The organism is Nonomuraea sp. NPDC050022 (assembly GCF_044460705.1).
Taxonomy (GTDB): Bacteria; Actinomycetota; Actinomycetes; order Streptosporangiales; family Streptosporangiaceae; genus Nonomuraea.
This window is the reverse complement of sequence record NZ_JBITKE010000013.1, coordinates 1-18,089: the sequence shown is the minus strand read 5'-3', so window position 1 is coordinate 18,089 and position 18,089 is coordinate 1. Positions and strand designations below refer to the sequence as shown.

18 protein-coding genes are annotated in these 18,089 nt (G+C 69.3%); 8 read left to right on the top strand and 10 right to left on the bottom strand.

Features of this window, described 5'->3' with window-relative positions; all coding sequences use genetic code 11:
- The first annotated feature begins 3 nt into the window (after positions 1-3).
- Positions 4-297 (top strand): Dabb family protein, encoded by a 294-nt coding sequence (locus tag ACIBO2_RS44265; RefSeq protein ID WP_358554860.1) that lies wholly within the window; start codon positions 4-6, stop codon positions 295-297.
- Here ACIBO2_RS44265 and ACIBO2_RS44260 read toward each other — a convergent pair.
- Both ACIBO2_RS44260 and ACIBO2_RS44255 read right to left on the bottom strand, forming a co-directional pair.
- The gene (locus ACIBO2_RS44260; RefSeq protein ID WP_397304173.1) at positions 260-1,267 is read right to left on the bottom strand and encodes a CU044_5270 family protein; all 1,008 of its coding nucleotides are present in this window, start codon (positions 1,265-1,267) and stop codon (positions 260-262) included. The two genes, ACIBO2_RS44265 and ACIBO2_RS44260, sit on opposite strands and share 38 nt — an antisense overlap.
- Positions 1,264-1,800, bottom strand: a complete 537-nt coding sequence (locus tag ACIBO2_RS44255) for an RNA polymerase sigma factor (protein WP_358554854.1) — start codon at positions 1,798-1,800, stop codon at positions 1,264-1,266. The genes ACIBO2_RS44260 and ACIBO2_RS44255 overlap by 4 nt, the downstream gene beginning before the upstream one ends.
- A gap of 243 nt (positions 1,801-2,043) precedes the next feature.
- Between ACIBO2_RS44255 and ACIBO2_RS44250 the strand changes: the two genes are divergently transcribed.
- A complete protein-coding gene (locus ACIBO2_RS44250; RefSeq protein WP_358554851.1) occupies positions 2,044-2,964 on the top strand; it encodes an NAD-dependent epimerase/dehydratase family protein in 921 nt (306 codons plus the stop codon).
- On the opposite strand, the gene ACIBO2_RS44245 is transcribed toward ACIBO2_RS44250, so the two are convergent.
- The 3 genes from ACIBO2_RS44245 to ACIBO2_RS44235 all read right to left on the bottom strand — a co-directional run bounded on the left by ACIBO2_RS44245 (position 2,961) and on the right by ACIBO2_RS44235 (position 6,105).
- Positions 2,961-3,185, bottom strand: a complete 225-nt coding sequence (locus ACIBO2_RS44245) for a hypothetical protein (RefSeq protein ID WP_358554848.1) — start codon at positions 3,183-3,185, stop codon at positions 2,961-2,963. The genes ACIBO2_RS44250 and ACIBO2_RS44245 overlap by 4 nt on opposite strands.
- A 65-nt stretch (positions 3,186-3,250) precedes the next feature.
- Positions 3,251-4,192 (bottom strand): MBL fold metallo-hydrolase, encoded by a 942-nt coding sequence (locus ACIBO2_RS44240; protein ID WP_358554845.1) that lies wholly within the window; start codon positions 4,190-4,192, stop codon positions 3,251-3,253.
- Between the two features lie 107 nt (positions 4,193-4,299).
- Positions 4,300-6,105, bottom strand: a complete 1,806-nt coding sequence (locus ACIBO2_RS44235; RefSeq protein ID WP_358554842.1) for an acyl-CoA dehydrogenase — start codon at positions 6,103-6,105, stop codon at positions 4,300-4,302.
- Positions 6,106-6,196: 91 nt separating this feature from the next.
- Between ACIBO2_RS44235 and ACIBO2_RS44230 the strand changes: the two genes are divergently transcribed.
- The 3 genes from ACIBO2_RS44230 (at position 6,197) to ACIBO2_RS44220 (ending at position 7,834) form a co-directional block, all read left to right on the top strand.
- Positions 6,197-7,006: a methyltransferase domain-containing protein gene (locus tag ACIBO2_RS44230; protein WP_358554839.1), complete on the top strand. Its 810-nt coding sequence runs from the start codon at positions 6,197-6,199 to the stop codon at positions 7,004-7,006.
- A gap of 76 nt (positions 7,007-7,082) precedes the next feature.
- The gene (locus ACIBO2_RS44225) at positions 7,083-7,670 is read left to right on the top strand and encodes an alcohol dehydrogenase catalytic domain-containing protein (RefSeq protein WP_397304172.1); all 588 of its coding nucleotides are present in this window, start codon (positions 7,083-7,085) and stop codon (positions 7,668-7,670) included.
- The gene (locus ACIBO2_RS44220) at positions 7,565-7,834 is read left to right on the top strand and encodes a hypothetical protein (RefSeq protein WP_397304294.1); all 270 of its coding nucleotides are present in this window, start codon (positions 7,565-7,567) and stop codon (positions 7,832-7,834) included. The genes ACIBO2_RS44225 and ACIBO2_RS44220 overlap by 106 nt, the downstream gene beginning before the upstream one ends.
- Here the strand turns inward: ACIBO2_RS44220 and ACIBO2_RS44215 are convergent.
- The gene (locus ACIBO2_RS44215) at positions 7,800-8,249 is read right to left on the bottom strand and encodes a hypothetical protein (protein ID WP_358554833.1); all 450 of its coding nucleotides are present in this window, start codon (positions 8,247-8,249) and stop codon (positions 7,800-7,802) included. The two genes, ACIBO2_RS44220 and ACIBO2_RS44215, sit on opposite strands and share 35 nt — an antisense overlap.
- A gap of 84 nt (positions 8,250-8,333) precedes the next feature.
- On the opposite strand from ACIBO2_RS44215, the gene ACIBO2_RS44210 reads away from it, so the two are divergent.
- The gene (locus ACIBO2_RS44210) at positions 8,334-8,798 is read left to right on the top strand and encodes a GNAT family N-acetyltransferase (RefSeq protein ID WP_397304171.1); all 465 of its coding nucleotides are present in this window, start codon (positions 8,334-8,336) and stop codon (positions 8,796-8,798) included.
- On the opposite strand, the gene ACIBO2_RS44205 is transcribed toward ACIBO2_RS44210, so the two are convergent.
- Positions 8,771-9,319 carry a helix-turn-helix transcriptional regulator gene (locus ACIBO2_RS44205; RefSeq protein WP_358554827.1) on the bottom strand — a complete coding sequence of 183 codons (549 nt, stop codon included), beginning with the start codon at positions 9,317-9,319 and terminating at the stop codon, positions 8,771-8,773. The genes ACIBO2_RS44210 and ACIBO2_RS44205 overlap by 28 nt on opposite strands.
- Positions 9,320-9,386: 67 nt before the next feature.
- Between ACIBO2_RS44205 and ACIBO2_RS44200 the strand changes: the two genes are divergently transcribed.
- Positions 9,387-10,127, top strand: coding sequence for an alpha/beta hydrolase (locus ACIBO2_RS44200; RefSeq protein ID WP_397304170.1), 741 nt, complete (start codon positions 9,387-9,389; stop codon positions 10,125-10,127).
- Here ACIBO2_RS44200 and ACIBO2_RS44195 read toward each other — a convergent pair.
- Positions 10,105-12,120, bottom strand: a complete 2,016-nt coding sequence (locus ACIBO2_RS44195; RefSeq protein WP_397304169.1) for a molybdopterin-dependent oxidoreductase — start codon at positions 12,118-12,120, stop codon at positions 10,105-10,107. The genes ACIBO2_RS44200 and ACIBO2_RS44195 overlap by 23 nt on opposite strands.
- Positions 12,121-12,315: 195 nt before the next feature.
- Between ACIBO2_RS44195 and ACIBO2_RS44190 the strand changes: the two genes are divergently transcribed.
- Positions 12,316-14,694, top strand: coding sequence for a lysylphosphatidylglycerol synthase transmembrane domain-containing protein (locus tag ACIBO2_RS44190; RefSeq protein WP_358554818.1), 2,379 nt, complete (start codon positions 12,316-12,318; stop codon positions 14,692-14,694).
- Here the strand turns inward: ACIBO2_RS44190 and mgrA are convergent.
- Together mgrA and ACIBO2_RS44180 are read right to left on the bottom strand one after the other, a co-directional pair.
- A complete protein-coding gene (mgrA, locus tag ACIBO2_RS44185; RefSeq protein ID WP_358554815.1) occupies positions 14,663-15,661 on the bottom strand; it encodes an L-glyceraldehyde 3-phosphate reductase in 999 nt (332 codons plus the stop codon). The genes ACIBO2_RS44190 and mgrA overlap by 32 nt on opposite strands.
- Positions 15,658-17,706: a S9 family peptidase gene (locus ACIBO2_RS44180; RefSeq protein WP_358554812.1), complete on the bottom strand. Its 2,049-nt coding sequence runs from the start codon at positions 17,704-17,706 to the stop codon at positions 15,658-15,660. Before ACIBO2_RS44180 ends, mgrA begins: the two co-directional genes overlap by 4 nt.
- Between the last annotated feature and the right edge of the window lie 383 nt (positions 17,707-18,089).

Genomic DNA, 18,089 nt, shown 5'->3' with positions numbered 1-18,089 from the left:
CTCATGATTCGCCACGTCGTGCTGTTCACCTGGACCGAGGACGCCACCGAGGAGCAGAAGGCCACGGTGGCCACCGAGTTGCGGAAACTGCCGGGGATCATCCCGGAGATCCGCGCGTACACGGCGGACACCGACGCGGGCATCAACCAGGGCAACCACGAGTTCGCGGTGGTCGCCGACTTCGACAACGTCGACGACTACCTGGTGTACCGCGATCACCCTCAGCACCAGAAGGTGATCGCGGAGCACATCAAGCCCATCATCGCGAGCCGAGCCGCCGTTCAGCTTTCTCTGTAGGCTGCTCGTCGGTCCACCCCAGCCGCTCGACCAGCAACGACTCGAACGTCTGGCCGATCGGGAACGTGGCCTGCTTGCCGTCCGACCGGAGCATCTCGCTCTGCACGGCCAGCAGGTCACCGCTGTCCCGGTCGATGATGATCTGCTGCTGCAGAGGGTCGCCGAGGAGCAGCGCGACCCCCGCGCGTCCCTCGTCGTCCTTGACTCCGTCGGCCACCTTCACGTGCGGCAGCCCGGCGAGCATCCGATAGACCGCCGCCCGCGTGCCCGGAGTGCTCGGAACGTCGAGGAGCAGCCACCTGCTTGCCGCCCAGAGCCAGGCCTCCTGAGTGTCGCGGCCGTCCGCGGGATACTGCTTCAGCAGCTCGGCCTTGAGCGCTTTGGCGTCGGTCGGCAGTTGCCCCACGGGCTTCAGCTTTTTCGGGTCAAAGGGGGTGAAGAACACCCGGCCGAGCGTGCAACCGCGCGTTGAATTGCAGAGCCGCAACGAGCCGGCCTCCTTCCACGCCCGCTTGTCGGCCGGCGTGAGCGGCACGCTGGTCACAGGCTTCAACTCGAGCCGGGTCTCCCCTTTCCGACTCACCCACAGCACCTCGCCGGTCCGCTGCTCGACGACATAAGCGGGCTTCGCCTTGCCGACCTGCCGCGACACCTGCCGCACCTCCCGCCGCCACCAGGCGCCCGTGCCCGGGGGCTGCGCGGCCAGCCGGTCCGCCGCCGCCGCGAGCACCGCGGGCACGTTCGAGGTGGCGGCCGTGTCGACCTCGCTCCCGCCCAGCCTCGGCACCACCACGAACCCGCCGACCAGCACCACGGTCACGGCCGCCGCCGCGAGCGTCACCCGGGACCAGCCGGGCACCCGCCGGCGCGGGGGGCGGCCCATGAGCTGTGCCCGGATCCCCATCGTCCTGGCCGGATCGGCGGGCGGCACGTCCGGCATCACATCGTCGATGAGCTGGAACTCCTTCATCGCACCTCAACTCCCAGCGCGTCACGCAGCTTGGTCCTGGCCCGGCTCAGCCGGGAGGCGACGGTGCCGTTGGCGATGCCGAGCGCCGCCGCCACGTCGTCGTAGGTCAGCTCGCCGTAGGCGACGAGCAGCAGCACATCGCGCTCACCGCGCGACAGTCCGGCCAGCGCGGCCGAGAGTTTCTGTACGGTCACTCCGGCGGTGACCCGATCGGCGACCCGCTGGTCATGGCCGCCCTCGTCCGGCGGCGGGCCCGATCTGGCCAGCGCTCGGTAATGCCGGAGCTCGGCCCGCCGATGCTTGCCGATGAGGTTGGTGGCGATGCCGTACAGCCATGGCCTGATGCCGCCCTTGGCGGCGTCGAAGCTGTCGCGACGGCGGAACGCGGCGAGGAAGGTCTCGGCGGCGAGGTCCTCGGCGATGTCGAGGTCGAGGCGGCGGCCGATGTAGCGCCGGATCTCCTCGTAGTGCGCGTCGAAGACCGTGGCGAACCGCTCGGGATCGGCCACCGCTCCTTCAGGAGATGTGATCATGCAAGGGTCTCCCTTGCCGGGGAACAGGGACACCTGTGATTACCCGTTCCCGGGAGACCCTTCCATCAGATCGCCAAGCAACCCAAACGCCTGTTGACCGTGGCCGCACCCAAGCCCGCGACCTGCTGTCCCGCAAGATTCGTTAGATCGGCGACCTGAAATGAGAGCACTGCTCTTGACTCGGTCGCCAGTTTGAGAGAGCATTGATCTCGTAAGAGAGCAGCGCATCAAACGGAGGACATCATGGGCAAGCACGTCATCGCCGGAGCTGGACAAGTCGGCAAGCACCTCGCCGGGCACCTGCTCGCCCAGGGCCACCAGGTCGTCGTGATCACCAGGTCAGGCAAGGGCCCAGCCGGCGTCGAGTCCGTCGCGGCCGATCTCACCGACCGCGACCGGCTCACCCGGATCGTCAAGGGCGCTGACGCCCTCCACAACTGCGCGGGCCCCGCCTACCCCCGCTGGGCCCAGGACTGGCCGCCGCTGGCCTCCGCGTTGCTGGCCGCCGCCGAGGCCACCGGCGCGGTGCTCGTCACCGCTGGCAACCTCTACGCCTACGGACCCGTGACCAGGCCGATGGTCGAGGATCTCCCCCTCGCCGCCCCCGGCGTCAAGGGCCGTGTCCGCGCCAAGATGTGGACCGACGCGCTGGCCGCGCACCAGGCCGGCCGGGCCCGCGTCACCGAGATCCGTAGTTCCGACTACTTCGGCCCGGGCGCCAGCGACCAGACCCCCGTCGGCACCCGTTTCGTGCCTTCGCTGCTCGCCGGCAAGAGCACCTCTTTCCTCGGCGACCCCGACCAGCCCCACTCGTGGACCTACCTGCCCGACGTGGCCGCCGCGATGGCCATCGCCGCCACCGACGAGCGCGCCTGGGGCCGCGCCTGGCACACTCCCAACAACGCCGCGCTATCGGCCCGCGCGTTGGCCGGGCGGCTGTGCGAACTCGCCGGAGCGCCCGCACCGCGCCTCAACCGCCCCCCGGCGCCGATCCTGCTCGCACTCGAGCTGATCAACCCCGTGATCCGTGAGCTGAAAGAGACGCGCTACCAGTTCGACCGCCCGTTCGTCGTCGACTCCTCGGCGTTCGAGAACACCTTCGGCATGACCGCCACTCCGCTCGATGTCGCCCTCAAGGCCACCATCGCCGCGGCGTCGAACTAGCCTTCCGGCGGGTTGTTCTCGCGGTGCATCAGCTGGTGGTCAGAGGTGCGGCCTCGCTTCGAGTCCAGCACGATGCTCAGGACCACGCCCACCCCGCCGACGATCATGAAGATGACGCCGATCGTGTCCATGTGCACGCTCTGACCGAACACGTCCGGCTCGATGGCGAATCGCAGGATGGCGCCGAGCGTGAGGAAGAAGATGCTGACCCCGACACCCATGACGACCTCCAGGACGGCAAAGAACGCGTACGCCCTCGGTCATACCCGGGTATGGGTGATCACACTCAGGCGAGACAGGACAGTGGCTTCCCGTCGTTGTACGTGATCATGTCGACGACGGCGGCGACGAGGTCGATCGTGCCGCCACGGGGCAGTCCGTCCAGCTCGGCGTAGGCGCGGTGCAGGTTGCCGACGATGCGCTCGGCGTCCAGGAGCTCGCCCCACTCGCCCAGATCGGTCTCGCGGGCCGCCTCCAGGGGAGTCAGCCCCGCCGCCCGGCCGCGTTCGGCGGTCGCCAGCACGAACTCCAGGTAGCCCCGCACCGGCTCGAAGACCTCAGGCCCGCACACGTCGCCGTGGCCGGGCACGACCGTCTCCGCACCCAGCTCCCTGAGCTGGGCAAGCGCCTCGATCGCGCCCGTCACCGACCCCATCAGCACGAATGGCGTGCCGCCGTTGAAGGCCAGGTCACCCGCGAACAGCAGCCGCCGCTCCGGGATCCAGACATAGGAGTCGTTGGTCGTGTGCGCGGCGAAGCCGACGTGCCGCACCTCGCAGCGCAGGTCGTCGGAGTAGACCGTGACCCCGTCGGTGTAGGTGAGGAACGGCGCCACCGCCTCCAGATCGCCCCACTCCACGTCGGGCGACCAGGCGAACGTCCGGTAGTCGGGGATGCCCTCGGCCAGGATCAGCTCACGGGTCCGCTCGTGGGCGACGATGGTGGCCTCGGGGAAGAGGTAGTTGCCGAAGGTGTGGTCGCCGTGGTGGTGGGTGTTAATCAGCGTGGTGATCGGCCGGTCGGTGACCTCGGCGATGGCCCGCCGGTACGCCCGGGTGCGGCGCTCGGTCGAGCAGGCGTCGATCGAGATCACGCCGCGCCGCCCGGCCAGGAAGCCGGTGTTGTTGATCCACCAGCTGCCGTCGGGCTGGATGTAGGCGAAGACGCCCGCCGAGACCTCTTCGACGCGAGGCGGGGCCAGCGGGTGATCGTGGGTGGACGCGCTCATGCCGCGAACGTACCCCGTGCGGGGCGTACGGACTGTGCGTTTCTCAGCAGAACGCCCGCTTCACCGGGAAGCGGGCGTTCAGCGGGAGGCGGCTGGTCTGTTCGGGCCTAGAAGGCGTCCTCCGGCAGGTCCATCAGGTCCTGGCCGGTGGCGGTGAGCACCCGGCGCTCGGTGGCCAGGCGGGGCAGCACGGTCGTCGCGAAGAACGAGGCGGCGGCGACCTTGCCCTGGTAGAAGGCGTCCTCGCCGTCGGCGAGCCGGGTCAGCGCGATCTCGGCCTGGCGCAGCAGTAGCCAGCCGATCACCAGGTCGCCCAGGGCGAGCAGCAGCCTGGTCGTGTTGAGCCCGACCTTGTAGACCTCGCTCGGCGTCTCCAGCGCGCCCAGCGCCCAGCCGGCCATCGTGTCGCCCATGACCTTGATGTCGGCGGCGGCCTCGGCGAGCAGCTTGCGCTCCTCCTTGAGGCGGCCGTTGCCGGCGTCGGAGGAGGCGAAGGCGTTGATCTCGGCCAGCAGCGAACCGATCGCGGCGCCCTGGTTGCGCAGGATCTTGCGGAAGAACAGGTCCAGGCCCTGGATCGCGGTGGTGCCCTCGTACAGGGAGTCGATCTTGGCGTCGCGGATGTACTGCTCGATCGGGTAGTCCTGCAGGTAGCCCGAGCCGCCGAGCGTCTGCAGTGACCGGGCGAGCAGCTCGTACGACCGCTCGGAGCCGACACCCTTGACCAGGGGCAGCAGCAGGTCGTTCATGTCGCGCGCGTGCCGGTCGCCGGGGTTCATCTGGATGGTGTCCTGGAAGGTGGCCGTGTAGAGCACCAGCGCGCGCATGCCCTCGACGTACGACTTCTGCAGCATCAGCTCGCGGCGTACGTCCGGGTGATGCGTGATCGGCACCCGAGGCGCGGACTTGTCGGCCATCCGGGTCAGATCGGCGCCCTGGGCGCGGCTCTTGGCGTACTCCAGGGCGTTCAGGTAGCCGGTGGACAGCGTGGCGATGGCCTTGGTGCCGACCATCATGCGGGCGTGCTCGATCACCATGAACATCTGCCTGATGCCCTCGTGCACGTCGCCGACCAGCCAGCCGATGGCCGGGTGCTTGTCGCCGAAGGTGAGCTCGCAGGTCGTGGAGACCTTCAGGCCCATCTTCTTCTCCACGTTGGTGACGTAGGCGCCGTTGCGCTCGCCCAGCTCACCCGTCTCCAGGTCCACGTGGAACTTGGGCACCAGGAACATCGACAGGCCCTTGGTGCCCGGTCCGTGCCCCTCGGGGCGGGCCAGCACCAGGTGGAAGATGTTCTCGGACATGTCGTGCTCGGCGCTGGTGATGAAGCGCTTGACGCCCTCGATGTGCCAGGTCCCGTCGGGCTGCCGGATCGCCTTGGCCCGGCCCGCGCCGACGTCGGAGCCCGCGTCGGGCTCGGTCAGCACCATGGTGGCGCCCCAGTCGCGCTCGATGGCCAGCTCGGCGAAGCGCTTCTGCTCTTCGGTGCCGACTTCCCACAGCGTGTAGGCGAAGTTGGGCCCGGCGGCGTACATGTAGAGGGCCGGGTTCGCGCCGAGGACCATCTCGGCCGTGGCCCAGGCCAGGCTCCGGGGGATGCCGGGGCCGCCCAGCTCACGCGGCAGGTCGAGATGCGCCCAGCCACCGTCGACCAGCGCCCGGAACGACTTCTTGACACCCTCGGGCACGGTGACCGAGCTCGTGGCGGCGTCGAAGACCGGCGGGTGGCGGTCGCCCTCCTCGAAGGAGTCCGCGAGCACACCGGTGGCCAGTCTGTTGACCTCTTCCAGAATGCCGCGGGCCACCGATTCGTCGATGTCGGCATACGGCCCGGTGCCGAGGATCTCGCGTCGCCCGAACACCTCGAAGAGGTTGAACTCCAGGTCACGGACGTTGCTCTTGTAGTGGCCCATGAGTGTCGATCTCCTTGAACCGGGGGCGTTATGTACTGGCCAGTAACCTTACTCGAAATGCTACCCGCGAGTAACCGTGAATATGCGTGGCATGCTCATCTCCATGGACGCCGAAGAACTCGCCACCCGCTGGCGAGAGCGACTGGACTCCTGGGCCATCCCCGCCGAGATCATGGCCAAGGCGCCGGTTGATCCGTGGGGTCATCACCCGGCGCGCTTCGCCACGCGCACCGACAGGGCGCTCGCCGAGCCCGACGACGGGCCGACCGCGACGCACCTCATCGAGGCGCTGGACGAGGGCGCCACCCTGCTCGACGTCGGCGCGGGCACCGGCGCCGCGTCACTGCCGCTGCACGACCGGTTCTCCATGCTGTACGCGGTCGACACCTCCGCCGCGATGCTCGACGAGCTCACCCTCAGGGCGGACAAGCTCGGCGTCCCGCTCACCACGATCGAAGGCCGCTGGCCCGACGTGGCGGAGCAGGTGCCGGTCGTCGACGTGGTGGTCTGCGCCCATGTCGTCTACAACGTGCCCGACCTGGCCGACTTCCTCCGCGCGCTGAACGACCACGCCAGGCGCCGCGTCGTCATCGAACTCCCGCACCGCCACCCCATGAGCTGGATGGCCCCGCTGTGGCAGCACTTCCACAACGTGGACCGCCCGGTCCGGCCGGTCGCCGAGGACTGCGTGGCACTGGCGGCCGCGCTCGGCTACCCCGTACGGGTCGAGGAGCGGGAGGCGCCGCTGGACCGGTTCAACTCCCTGGAAGACCTGGCCGACAGCGTCTGCCAGCGCGCCTGCCTCGACCCCGCGCGCTCGGCGGAGGTCGGCGCGACGGCCCTGGAGCTCGGCATGTGGCCGCTCCCACGGGAGCGCTGGACCACGATCTGGTGGGACTGACCAGCAGAGCGCTGAGTCACTATCTGGTGGACTGGCCAGCTTGTCAGAATGATGTTCTATCGGGGACGCTGTCCGGATGAAGGCAGTCGTCTGCACCGCGTTCGGCAAGCCGGTCGAGCTCGTCGAGCGGCCCGATCCCGTCGCGGGACCCGGCCAGGTGGTGGTCGAGGTCGAGGCGGCCGGGGTCAACTACGTCGACGGGCTGATGGTCGGCGGCACCTACCAGCTCAAGCCACAGCTGCCCTTCACTCCGGGGTACGAGGTGGCCGGGCGGCTGGCCGACGGCAGCAGGGTCCTCGCCATCACCGGGCTCGGCGGCTACGCCACACATGTCGTCATTTCGGAGGAGCAGGCCGTACCCCTGCCGGCGGGCCTCGATCCGGGGACCGCGGCGGCGTTCGCGCAGAGCTATTGCACGGCCATGTACGCGCTCAGGGAGCGCGCCCGGCTGCGGCACGGTGAGCGGGTGCTGGTGCTCGGCGCGGGCGGCGGGGTGGACCCGGTGGGGGCGAACTGTCGGAGGAGGCGCTGCGCTCGCTGCGCGAGGGCGGGCGGCTCCTGGTCGTCGGCTTCGCCGGGGGCGGCATCCCGCGGTTGCCCGCCAACCAGGTGCTGCTGCGTAATCGGGCGGTGGTGGGAGTGGATTGGGGCGCGTGGTCGATGAGCCACGCGGCCGCCAACCGGCTGATGCTCCAGGAGCTGCTCACGATGCCCGGGATCGACCCGGCACCACCGCGGGCCAGGCCCCTGGAGGAGGCCGGGCGGGCCATGGACGACCTGATCAACCGCCGGGTCACTGGGAAGATCGTGCTCGTCCCTGCCTCGTGAGCGTCAGGACGCCGGCGATCACATAGACCAGGGCGCCATGCCAGACCGACTGGAACGCCGAGCCGAACACCCCCTCCCCGTCGAGTACGAGCTGCACCGGGTAGTCCAGGACCGCCGTGATGGCGGCCGGCAGCAGCGCGAACCTCCACGGGTGCTTCAGCGCCCACAGACGCGCCTGGCGCGTGACCCGGTCGCCCTCGTGTGGCTTGGACACCGCGCCGATGGCGGCGACCAGCGCGAACACGCTGATCCCCAGGCCGAGCGACCACACCAGGCCGGCGGAGTCGGTAAGCACACCCAGCCCGAAACTGACCGCGGCAGTCGCGCCACCGCTGACGGCGGCGGTCTTCCAAGGGGCGCCACGCAGAGCGGCGCCGGACAGCGAGACCTCATCGCGTCGACTGATTTCGTTCATGTCCCCAGAGTGCCTTTCGACACCCCTTTATCGCATCGGGGACCTACCCTGAGCCCTCCCTGACTTGTCGGGCATGATTCGGGCATGGACGAAACCTGGATTATCCGCCCGGCCCGTGCCGACGACGTGCCCGCCGTCGTGGCGATGCTGGCCGACGACCCGCTCGGCGCCAAGCGCGAGGGAGACCCGGCCGACGAGCGGTATCTGGCGGCCTTCGCCCGGATCGACGCCAACCCCTACGACGAGCTGATCGTCGCCGAGCGCGGCGGCAAGGTCCTCGGGACCATGCAGCTCACCTACCTGGCCGGGCTCTCGCGGCTCGGGGCCGAGCGCTGTCAGATCGAGGCCGTCAGGGTCGACGCCTCCACTCGGGGTCAGGGTCTGGGCCGCGAGATGATGCGGTGGGCGATCGACCGGGCGCGGGTTCGGGGTTGTGCGATCGTCCAGCTCACCTCGGACAAGTCGCGCACCGACGCGCACCGGTTCTACGACTCGCTTGGCTTCGACGCCTCGCACGAGGGTTACAAGCTGTCGCTGTCGCCCAGCTGATCGATCATCCACCTGCACCACTCGGCGCGGTGCCGCTCGTATCCCAGACCGCACCGCAGCGTCGCGTAGTTGCCGAAGCGCGGATCGCCGAACGGCGGTGGGCCGCCGAACGCCGCCTCCTCCCGTTCGTACTCGGCCAGCCGCGCCTCGTGCGCGGCCAGCTGGTCGGCGAACATCCGCCTGACCAGCCCCGCCTCGGCCAGCCACGCCGCGTACGTCTTGAGCACCAGCTCATCCCGCTCCGGCCGCTCCTTCGGCGGCCGGGTCACCCACCCGCGCAGCTCCGCGGAGCCCTCGTCCGTCAGGTGGTAGACCTTCTTGTCCTGCGGCCCCGGCCCGTGTTCGGCCTCGTAGCCGACCAGGGCGGCGGCCCGCAGCTTCTGCAGCTCGGCGTGGATCTGGCTGTGTCCGGCGGTCCAGAAGAAGCCGATGGGCCGCCGCATGGCCGCGGCGATGTCGTATCCGGTGCGGTCGCCGCGAGCCAGCACGGCGAGGATCGCGAATCCCAGCGTTGAGGTCATGGTGCCGCCAAGGGTATTGTCCCCATCAACTATGTCACTTCAGACATAGTGTGGTGAAGGGGCGGCGATGCGCGCGATCATCGGTTCGATCGGGCTTGTTCTGACACTGACCGCCTGCGGAGGCGCGGTCAGCACCACGACCGCGCCCGCCACTCCGCCTACACCGGCGGCGAAGGTCACCACCCCCAACGTCTCCGGCCCCAACGTCTCGGGCTGCTTCACCAGCGCGGACGGCAAGATCTTCACCTACGGCGACGACCTGCCCGGTGTCATCACCGGCAAGGGCGCGGTCGGCGTGGTGATCACGTACGAGCGCAACGGCAACGTCTGCACCTGGCGCCCGCTCTCCGACCGCCTGGTCGCGGCCGGCTACCGCGTCCTGCTGTACGCCAGGAAGAGCGCCGAATACCCCGACGAGGTGACGGTCGCCATGGCCAAGCGCCTGTCCAAGGAGAAGGGCGTGCGGCGCCTGTTCCTGGTCGGCGGCTCCATAGGCGCGACCGCCTCCGTCCCGGCGGCCGAGCGGCTGGGCTCCCGGGTGGCCGGGGTGGTCGCCCTGTCCGGCGCGGTCGCCGAGGGCGAGGCGGCCAAGCTGACGGTCCCGCTGCTCCAGATCGGCAGCGAGAACGACGCGTACGGCGGCGCCAAGGACCTCCAGCGCACCCACGACGCCGCCACCAAGGCCCCCGACAACGAGCTCCACGTCATCAAGGGCGAGAGCCTGCACGCCTCAGCGCTGTTCGGCAGCCCTCACGGCCCCGAGGTGCTCGACCGGATCATCGCTTTCATGGATCGGCACAAGGGCTGACCTCGACCAGGTTGTCATGGTAGCCCGGACCCCTGCCCATGTCGGCGTCGCGTTCGGCCACGACCGCGTTGGCGTTCGCGCCGCCGGGGCTGTGCTTGGGCCAGCGGCCCTTGGGCGAGGCCACCACGCCACGTGCCACCCGGTCGCTCACCTCGACGTCGGCCAGGAACTCGCCGCTCGCGTTGTGCACCCGCACCCGCTGCCCGCTCACCAGCCCGCGCGCCTCGGCGTCGGCCGGGTTGACCAGCACCACGGGCTCCTTGGCCCGGCGCCTGAGCTCCGGGTTGTTGCCGAAGATCGTGTTGAGGAAGGTGTGCGCCGCCGGCGTCACCAGGGTCAGCGGGTACGGCGAGTCGCCGGCCGTACGCACGGAATGAGGTTGGACGTACGCCTTGCCGCGCGGAGGGAAGCGGAGCCGGCCCGAGGCGGTGGGGAAGCCGTCGGCGAAGGGGGTGAACGGCTGGGGATAGTTCATCCGCACCCATCCCTCCTTGCGCAGCCGGTCCAGCGTGACGCCCTCCAGCGACGGGTGGCCGCTGCTCAGCAGCTGCTCGGCCAGCTCCAGATCGGAGTGGAACAGCGACGGCTCCGTCATCCCCATGTGGGCGGCCAGGCGGCGGAACGTCTCGGTGGTGGGCAGGCACTCGCCCGGCGGCGCCACGGCGGGCTCGTTCCAGAGCAGGTAGAGGTGGCCGTACCCGGCGTGCAGATCCATGTGCTCGGTCTGCATGGTCGCGGGGAGCACGATGTCGGCGTAGTCGACCGTGTCGGTGGGGAACTGCTCCATGACCACGGTGAACAAATCCTCGCGGAGCAGCTGTCGCCGGATCCGGTTGGCGTCGGGGGTCGAGCCGACCGGGTTGGCGGCGTACACCCAGAGGCACTTCACCGAGTCCAGCTCGGAGGCCAGCCGGGTCATGGTCAGCGTACGGACCGGCTTGGCCAGCAGGTCGTCGCGCTTGTCGATGTCGAGATGCACGTGGCCGCTGGTGGAGTAGGCCACGCCGCCGCCCGGGTGGCGCCAGTCGCCGGTCACGCCGGGGATCGCGGCGATCGTCCGCAGCGCGGTGCCGCCGCCGGCGTGCCGCTGGATGCCCATCGTGGTCCGGATCGCGGTCGGCCGGGTGTGCGCGAGCCGTGTGCCCAGCTCGCGGATGTCGGCGGCCGGGATGCCGGTGATCTCGGCGGCCCGCTCGACGGGGTAGGCCAGGATCTCCTCACGGAAGGACTCCCAGCCCTGGGTGTGCTCGGCGAGGAACTCCTCGTCCTGGGCGCCCTCGGCGAGCACCACGTTCAGCAGGGCCAGCGCGAGCACGGCGTCGGTGCCCGGCCGGATCGCCAGATGCCGGTCCGCCTGGTCGGCGGTCCTGGTGCGGATCGGGTCGATGGCCACCACGTACGCGCCGGCCGCGCGAGCGTCCTGGACGAACTTCCACAGGTGGTGCCCGCTGGTCAGCGTGTTCGTGCCCCACAGCAGGATCAGCCTGGACAGCGCGAGGTCCTCGGGGTCCATGCCGGCGGGCGTGCCGTTGGTCAGGCTCAACCCGGCCCCGCCGGCCGTGGCGCAGATGTTCAGCCAGTGCTTGGAGGCGCCCAGCATGTTCCAGAACCGGCGCCCGGCGACGCCCTCGCAGCCCTGGATGTAGCCGAGCGAGCCCGTCCCCACGTACGGCCAGATGGCCTCGCCGCCGTGCTCGTCGATGATGTTCCGCAGCCTGAAGGCGATCTCGTCGAACGCCTCCTCCCAGGAGATGCGCTCGAGCTCGCCCGACCCTTTGGGCCCGGTACGGCGCAGTGGGTAAAGGATGCGGTCGTCGGCCTGGGTATGCTCCAGATATCGGTTGACCTTCACGCAGAGCGCGCCCCGGGTGTAAGGCTGCTCCGGGTTGCCGCGCATCTTCACGGGCTTGCCGTCTTCGACCGTGACGATCCAAGAGCAGGTATCAGGGCAGTCCAAAGGACATGCCCCCAAAACTCGCAACTCACCCGACATGCGACACAGCTTACGTGTCGCCCGCCAGGCATTTAGGGGAGCCACGACATGCCCCGACGCGCGGTAGAAATCAAGGGTGAAGGATTGAAGGGGCCTAAAGATCGTACGGTCGGTCGGGAAGGTGCAGAATCTCTGTCGGTGGCCGAAATCAGGGAACGTGATGACGCGGAGGACCTCGCGGAGGGGGATCCAGCCGTGGCTGAAGCGCGCGCTGAAACGGACGTCTATGTAGTCGAGCCGCTGCTGCCCCAGCGCCTGCGCCGGCCCTCCGACCTGCTGCGCTTCCTCACCACGCTGCTCGTGCTGGCCGCGGTCGTTCTCATCGCCCTGGTCGCCAAGCAGACGCTCAACGGGCTCGAAGCGGACGTCAAAGAAGGCACCACCCTCGTCCCCGATCTGCTCAGCCGCGTGGCGTCGTTCCTGGGCGGCGCGGCCGTGCTCATCGTGCCGGTGGCCTTCGCCGTCGAGCGCGTCTTCCACCGCGACGGTCTGCGGGTGGCCGAGGGCCTGATCGCCGCGATCATCGGCATGGTCGGCTCCTTCCTGCTCGGCCAGTGGCTGATCGGCGGCAGCGTCGAGGACCTGCGCATGCTGCTGACCGGCGGGCGCTCCATCGAGCCGCTCAACACGCTGCTCACCTCGGTGGTCGCCTACGCCACCGCCGTACGCATCTCGCGCCGCCCCACCTGGCGCATGCTCATGTGGACGGTGATCGCGCTCGACATCTTCGCGCTCTTCTCCGCCAGGCAGATCACGCTGCCGGGCGCGATCGTGCCCGTCCTGGTCGGCATGGCCGTGGGCTACGGCACCCTGTACGGCGTGGGCAGCCCCAACACCCGGCCGCCCGGCAACGCGGTCATCGCCGCGCTCCGCAAGCTCTCCTTCTCTCCGCAAACGGCCCGCCGCATCGAGGATGACCACCAGGGCAGCCGCCGCTACGCCATCGGGCTCAAGGACGGCAGCAGCCTCGACGTCACCGTGCTCGACCGCGACCGGCAGGTCGCCGGCCTGCCGTACCGGCTCTGGCGGCGGATCCGGCTCAACTCGGAGACCAGGCGCCGGGCGATCAGGTCGCTCCGCGCCGAGCTGGAGCGCGAGGCGCTCATGGCCTACGCCGCGCAGGCGGCGGGCGCGAGCACCCCGCGCCTGCTCGGCACCAGCGAGATCGGCACCGAGGCCGCGCTGCTCGCCTACGAGCACCTCGAAACCCGCCCGCTCGACGACGTGCCCGACGCCGACATCGACAACGCCCTGCTCGCCCAGATCTGGGAGCAGGTCGCGCTGCTGCAGATCCAGCGGCTCGCCCACCGGCGGCTGACCGGCGACAGCATCCACCTCGACCGGGCCGGCCGGGTCGTGCTCACCGACGCCCGCAGCGGCGAGATCGCGGCCGGCGACCTGCTGCTCCGGCTCGACGTCGCGCAGCTGCTCACCTATCTGGCACTGCGCGTCGGCGCCGAGCGCTCCGTGCGGGCCGCCGCCGCCGTCATGGGGTCCGACACGCTGGCCGCCGCGATGCCGCTGCTCCAGCGCATCGCCCTCACCCGCGAGACCCGCGCGGCGCTGTCGAAGGACAAGGGCGTGCTCGGCGAGCTGCGCGAGCACATCGTGGCGCTCAAACCGCAGGGCAAGGTCGAGGAGATCCGGCTGGAGCGGTTCCGGCCGCGCACGCTGGTCACGATGATCGCCAGCACGCTGGCCGCGTACTTCCTGCTGTCGCAGCTCAGCCAGGTCAACGTCGTGCACGTGGTGACCACCGCCAACTGGGCCTGGTCGGTGCTGGCGCTGGCCGCCTCGTTCGTCAGTTTCGTGGCCGCCGCGCTGATGCTCAGGGGCTTCGTACCCGAGCATCTACCGCTCTGGCGCACGGTCCTGGTCCAGTTCGCGGCCTCGTTCGTCAAGCTCGTCACGCCCGCCGCCGTCGGCGGCGTCGCGATCAACACGCGTTACCTGCAGAAGCGCGGCATCTCGCCCGCGCTCGCGGTGGCCAGCGTGGGCGCCTCGCAGCTCAGCATGATGGTCTTCCACATCGCGCTGCTGCTGCTGTTCGCCTACATCACCGGGTCCAACACCGCCACCGCGTTCAGCCCGTCGCGTGGGCTGGTCGTGGTGATGCTGGCGGTCGCGGTGTTGGTCGTGGTGCTGTTCGGGGTGCCGCCGCTGCGCCGGTTCATCACCGGGCGGATGCACAAGCTGTTCGCCAACGTGCTGCCCAGGCTGCTCGACGTGCTGCAGTCGCCGCGCAAGATGATCGAGGCCTGCGTCGGCACCCTGATGATCACGATCGCGTTCGTCGTCTGCCTCGACGCCTGCGTCGAGGCCTTCGGCGGCGACATCAGCTTCACCGCCGTCGCCGTCGTCTACCTCACGGCCAACGCGATCGGCTCGGCCGCGCCCACACCTGGTGGTCTGGGCGCGGTCGAGGCGTCGCTCACCGTGGGCCTGACCGTGGCCGGGCTGCCCGCCGAGCTGGCCACGTCGGCCGTCCTGCTGCACCGGCTGCTCACATTCTGGCTGCCGGTGCTGCCCGGCTGGGCGGCCTTCACCTACCTCCAGCGGCACGAAGCTCTATGACCTTGTCGATGGCCTCGAGCTCGTCCTGAGTGAACGCCGGGCCGTCGACGCAGGCCACGTTGTCCTCCAGCTGCTTCACGCTGCTCGCGCCGATCAGCACGCTGGTCACCCGCGAGTCCCTGATCGCCCACGACAGCGCCATCTGCGCCAGCGACTGGCCGCGCGTCTTGGCGATCTCGTTGAGGTCGCGCGCGAGGTCGCGGTCGATCCGGTCGGCGCTCAGGAACCGGCTGGTCGCCGCCCGCGAGTCGTCGGGGACGCCGTCGAGGTAGCGGTCGGTCAGCAGCCCCTGGGCGAGCGGTGAGTAGACGATGCACCCCATGCCCGCCTCCTCCAGCACGTCGAGCAGCCCGTCCTCGATCCAGCGGTTGATCATCGAGTAGGACGGCTGGTGGATGAGCAGCGGCGTGCCCAGCCCCCGCATGATCCGCGCGGCCTGCGCCGTCTGCTCGGCGGAGTAGTTGGAGATCCCCGCGTACAGCGCCTTGCCCGAGCGCACCGCCCGGTCCAGCGCGCCCATCGTCTCCTCCAGCGGCGTCTCGGGATCAGGCCGGTGGCTGTAGAAGATGTCGACGTAGTCGAGCCCCATCCGCTCCAGCGACTGGTCGAGGCTGGCGAGCACGTATTTGCGTGAACCCCATTCGCCGTACGGCCCCGGCCACATGTCGTAGCCGGCCTTGGTGGAGATGACCAGCTCGTCCCGGTAGCGGGTGAAGTCCTGGCGGAAGATCCCGCCGAAGTTGCGCTCCGCCGAGCCGTACGGCACGCCGTAGTTGTTGGCCAGGTCGAAGTGCGTGACGCCCAGGTCGAACGCCCGCCGCAGGATCGCCCGCGAGTTGTCGATCGGCCGGTTGTCGCCGAAGTTGTGCCAGAGCCCGAGCGAGACGGCAGGCAGCTTGAGGCCGCTGCGCCCGCTGCGGTTGTACGGCTGGCGCTCGTAGCGGTCGTCGTCCGGCTGGTAGGTCATGAGGTGCCTCTCTCGATGATCCAGGAGAGCGCGAAGGCCTCTTCGCGCCAAACGTCATAGCGCCCGCTCCGGCCGCCGTGACCCGCGCCCATCTCCGTCTTGAGCAGGAACGGACCGCCACCGGCCGTGGCCCGCAGCCTAGCGATCCACTTCGCGGGCTCGTGGTAGAGCACCCGGGTGTCGTTCAGGCTGGTTATCGCGAGAATCGGCGGGTACGGGCGATCGTCCACGTTCTCGTACGGTGTGTAGCTCTTCATGTAGGCGTAGACGTCGGCGTTGTGTAGGGGATCGCCCCACTCGTCCCACTCGATCACGGTCAGCGGCAGCGACGGGTCGAGGATCGTGTTGAGCGCGTCGACGAACGGCACCTCGGCCACCACGCCCGCGAACTCCTCCGGCGCCAGGTTCGTCACCGCGCCCATCAGCAGACCGCCGGCCGAGCCGCCCCTGGCGACGATCCGCTCGCTCCAGCCCGACGCCTTCAGGTGCCTGGCCGCCGCGACGAAGTCGGTGAAGGTGTTCTTCTTCCTGGTGAGCTTGCCCTCCTCGTACCAGCGACGGCCCATTTCGCCGCCGCCCCTGATGTGCGCCACGGCGAAGATGAAACCGCGGTCGAGCAGGGACAGCCTGGGGACGGAGAAACCGGGGTCGATGGAGGTCTCGTAGCTGCCGTAGCCGTACAGGACGGTGGGGGCGGGCTTGGCGGTGTCCTTGCGCTTGACCAGGGAGATCGGCACCCGGGTGCCGTCCTCGGCGGTGGCCCACTCGCGGAACTGCTCATAGTCGTCCGGGTCGTAACCACCCAGGACGGGGCGCTGCTTGAGCAGGATCAGCTCGTGGGTGGCCAGGTCATAGTCGTAGACGCTGGCCGGGGTGATCATGCTGGTGTAGGCGAGCCGGAGCCTGCCGGTGCTGAACTCCGGGTTGCCCGCCGGCCCGACGTCGTAGAGCGGCTCGGGGAACTCGATCTCGTACTCGTCGCCCCCGTACGGGAGGACGCGGATGCCGGTCAGCCCGTCGCGGCGGAAGTGGACGACGGCGTGGCCGTCGAACGCGTCGATCTCCAAGAGCCTGGTCTCGGTGCTGTGGGCGATCACCGGTGTCCAGGTGCCGGGAGCGTCGAGCGGGGCGGTGGCCAGTTCGAAGTTCTCGGCGTTCTCGTTGTGGAGCACGTAGAAGAAGTCGCCGGCGTGCTCGATGCCGTACTCGACACCGGCCTTCCTGGGCCGGACGACCTGGAACTCGCCCGTCGGGTCGGCGGCGTCGAGGATGCGCACCTCGCTGGTGATCTTGCTCCCGGCGCCGAGCACAAGGAACTTCTCGCTGCGGGTGAGCCCGATCCCGACCCAGTAGCGCTCGTCGCTCTCCTCGTAGACCAGCACGTCGTCCGGCGAGCCGAGCGTGTGCCGATAGACCTGGAAGGGACGCCAGGCGTCGTCGACGCGCGTGTAGAAGAACGCCGACCCGTCGGCCGACCAGGCGCCACCGTAGAAGACGTTCTCGATCTCGTCGTCGAGCGGCTCGCCGGTCTCCAGGCTCTTGAACCTCAGGGTGAAGCGCTCGTCACCCTTGTAGTCGGTGGAGTAGGCCAGCATCTTCCCGTCGGGCGTGATGGCGCTGGTGCCGACGGAGAAGAACGCGCTATCGCCCGCCAGCTCGTTGCCGTCGAGGATGACCTGCTCCCGGTCGAGGCGCTCGCCAGGGGTGACCGCGGGTGGGGTCTCGCCGTCGGCGGGCACGCGGCAGGAGACGGCGTACTGCTTGCCCTCCTCTGTCCGGCTGAAGTACCACCACTCGCCCTTGCGGCTCGGCACCGACAGGTCGGTCTCCTGGGTGCGGCCCTTGATCTCCTGGAAGACCTGCTCCTGGAGATCGCCGAGGTGAGCGGTCTGCTCCTGGAGGAACGCGTTCTCCGCCTCCAGGTAGGCGATCGTGTCGGGATCGTCCTTATTGGTGAGCCAGGCGTACTCGTCGATCACGGTGTCTCCGTGATGGGTGCGCTCAGTCGGTGACTTCTTCGCCAGCGGCGGTGTTTTGCTACTCACGTGGGGAGTCTATGTTCCGGGCCGTGATCGTTCTGTGGCCTCCGATCGGAGTGAAGGCGTCTCGAGTGGTCGGGGGCGCTGCTAATCTTTAGAAGTCGCCAGGTGCGGCGCAACCAACCTCCTCCACTCCGGTGGCTTTGACGTGGGTTATGTTGTGCTTGGTGACAGTCGCTTCGATTCGCTACCCGGTCTACGGGATGGTAAATTGAAGAGGCGGTCGAAATTCCAAGCAAGTCCGGTCAATTTGACACAAAAACGGACTGGTGAAAGAATAGAGACACAACGGAAAACGAAATGAACGCCTCTCGCAGGTTGGGGAGTACGCGTCCGTTTCTTGAGAACTCAACAGTGTGTTAAAAGCCAGTGCATGATGCACAACCCCG

Coding starts and splice junctions, on each gene's coding strand:
- ACIBO2_RS44265 (WP_358554860.1), top strand. CDS start 4: ATGATTCGCCACGTCGTGCTGTTCACCTGGACCGAGGACGCCACCGAG.
- ACIBO2_RS44260 (WP_397304173.1), bottom strand. CDS start 1,267: ATGAAGGAGTTCCAGCTCATCGACGATGTGATGCCGGACGTGCCGCCC.
- ACIBO2_RS44255 (WP_358554854.1), bottom strand. CDS start 1,800: ATGATCACATCTCCTGAAGGAGCGGTGGCCGATCCCGAGCGGTTCGCC.
- ACIBO2_RS44250 (WP_358554851.1), top strand. CDS start 2,044: ATGGGCAAGCACGTCATCGCCGGAGCTGGACAAGTCGGCAAGCACCTC.
- ACIBO2_RS44245 (WP_358554848.1), bottom strand. CDS start 3,185: ATGGGTGTCGGGGTCAGCATCTTCTTCCTCACGCTCGGCGCCATCCTG.
- ACIBO2_RS44240 (WP_358554845.1), bottom strand. CDS start 4,192: ATGAGCGCGTCCACCCACGATCACCCGCTGGCCCCGCCTCGCGTCGAA.
- ACIBO2_RS44235 (WP_358554842.1), bottom strand. CDS start 6,105: ATGGGCCACTACAAGAGCAACGTCCGTGACCTGGAGTTCAACCTCTTC.
- ACIBO2_RS44230 (WP_358554839.1), top strand. CDS start 6,197: ATGCTCATCTCCATGGACGCCGAAGAACTCGCCACCCGCTGGCGAGAG.
- ACIBO2_RS44225 (WP_397304172.1), top strand. CDS start 7,083: ATGAAGGCAGTCGTCTGCACCGCGTTCGGCAAGCCGGTCGAGCTCGTC.
- ACIBO2_RS44215 (WP_358554833.1), bottom strand. CDS start 8,249: ATGAACGAAATCAGTCGACGCGATGAGGTCTCGCTGTCCGGCGCCGCT.
- ACIBO2_RS44210 (WP_397304171.1), top strand. CDS start 8,334: ATGGACGAAACCTGGATTATCCGCCCGGCCCGTGCCGACGACGTGCCC.
- ACIBO2_RS44205 (WP_358554827.1), bottom strand. CDS start 9,319: ATGACCTCAACGCTGGGATTCGCGATCCTCGCCGTGCTGGCTCGCGGC.
- ACIBO2_RS44200 (WP_397304170.1), top strand. CDS start 9,387: ATGCGCGCGATCATCGGTTCGATCGGGCTTGTTCTGACACTGACCGCC.
- ACIBO2_RS44195 (WP_397304169.1), bottom strand. CDS start 12,120: ATGTCGGGTGAGTTGCGAGTTTTGGGGGCATGTCCTTTGGACTGCCCT.
- mgrA (WP_358554815.1), bottom strand. CDS start 15,661: ATGACCTACCAGCCGGACGACGACCGCTACGAGCGCCAGCCGTACAAC.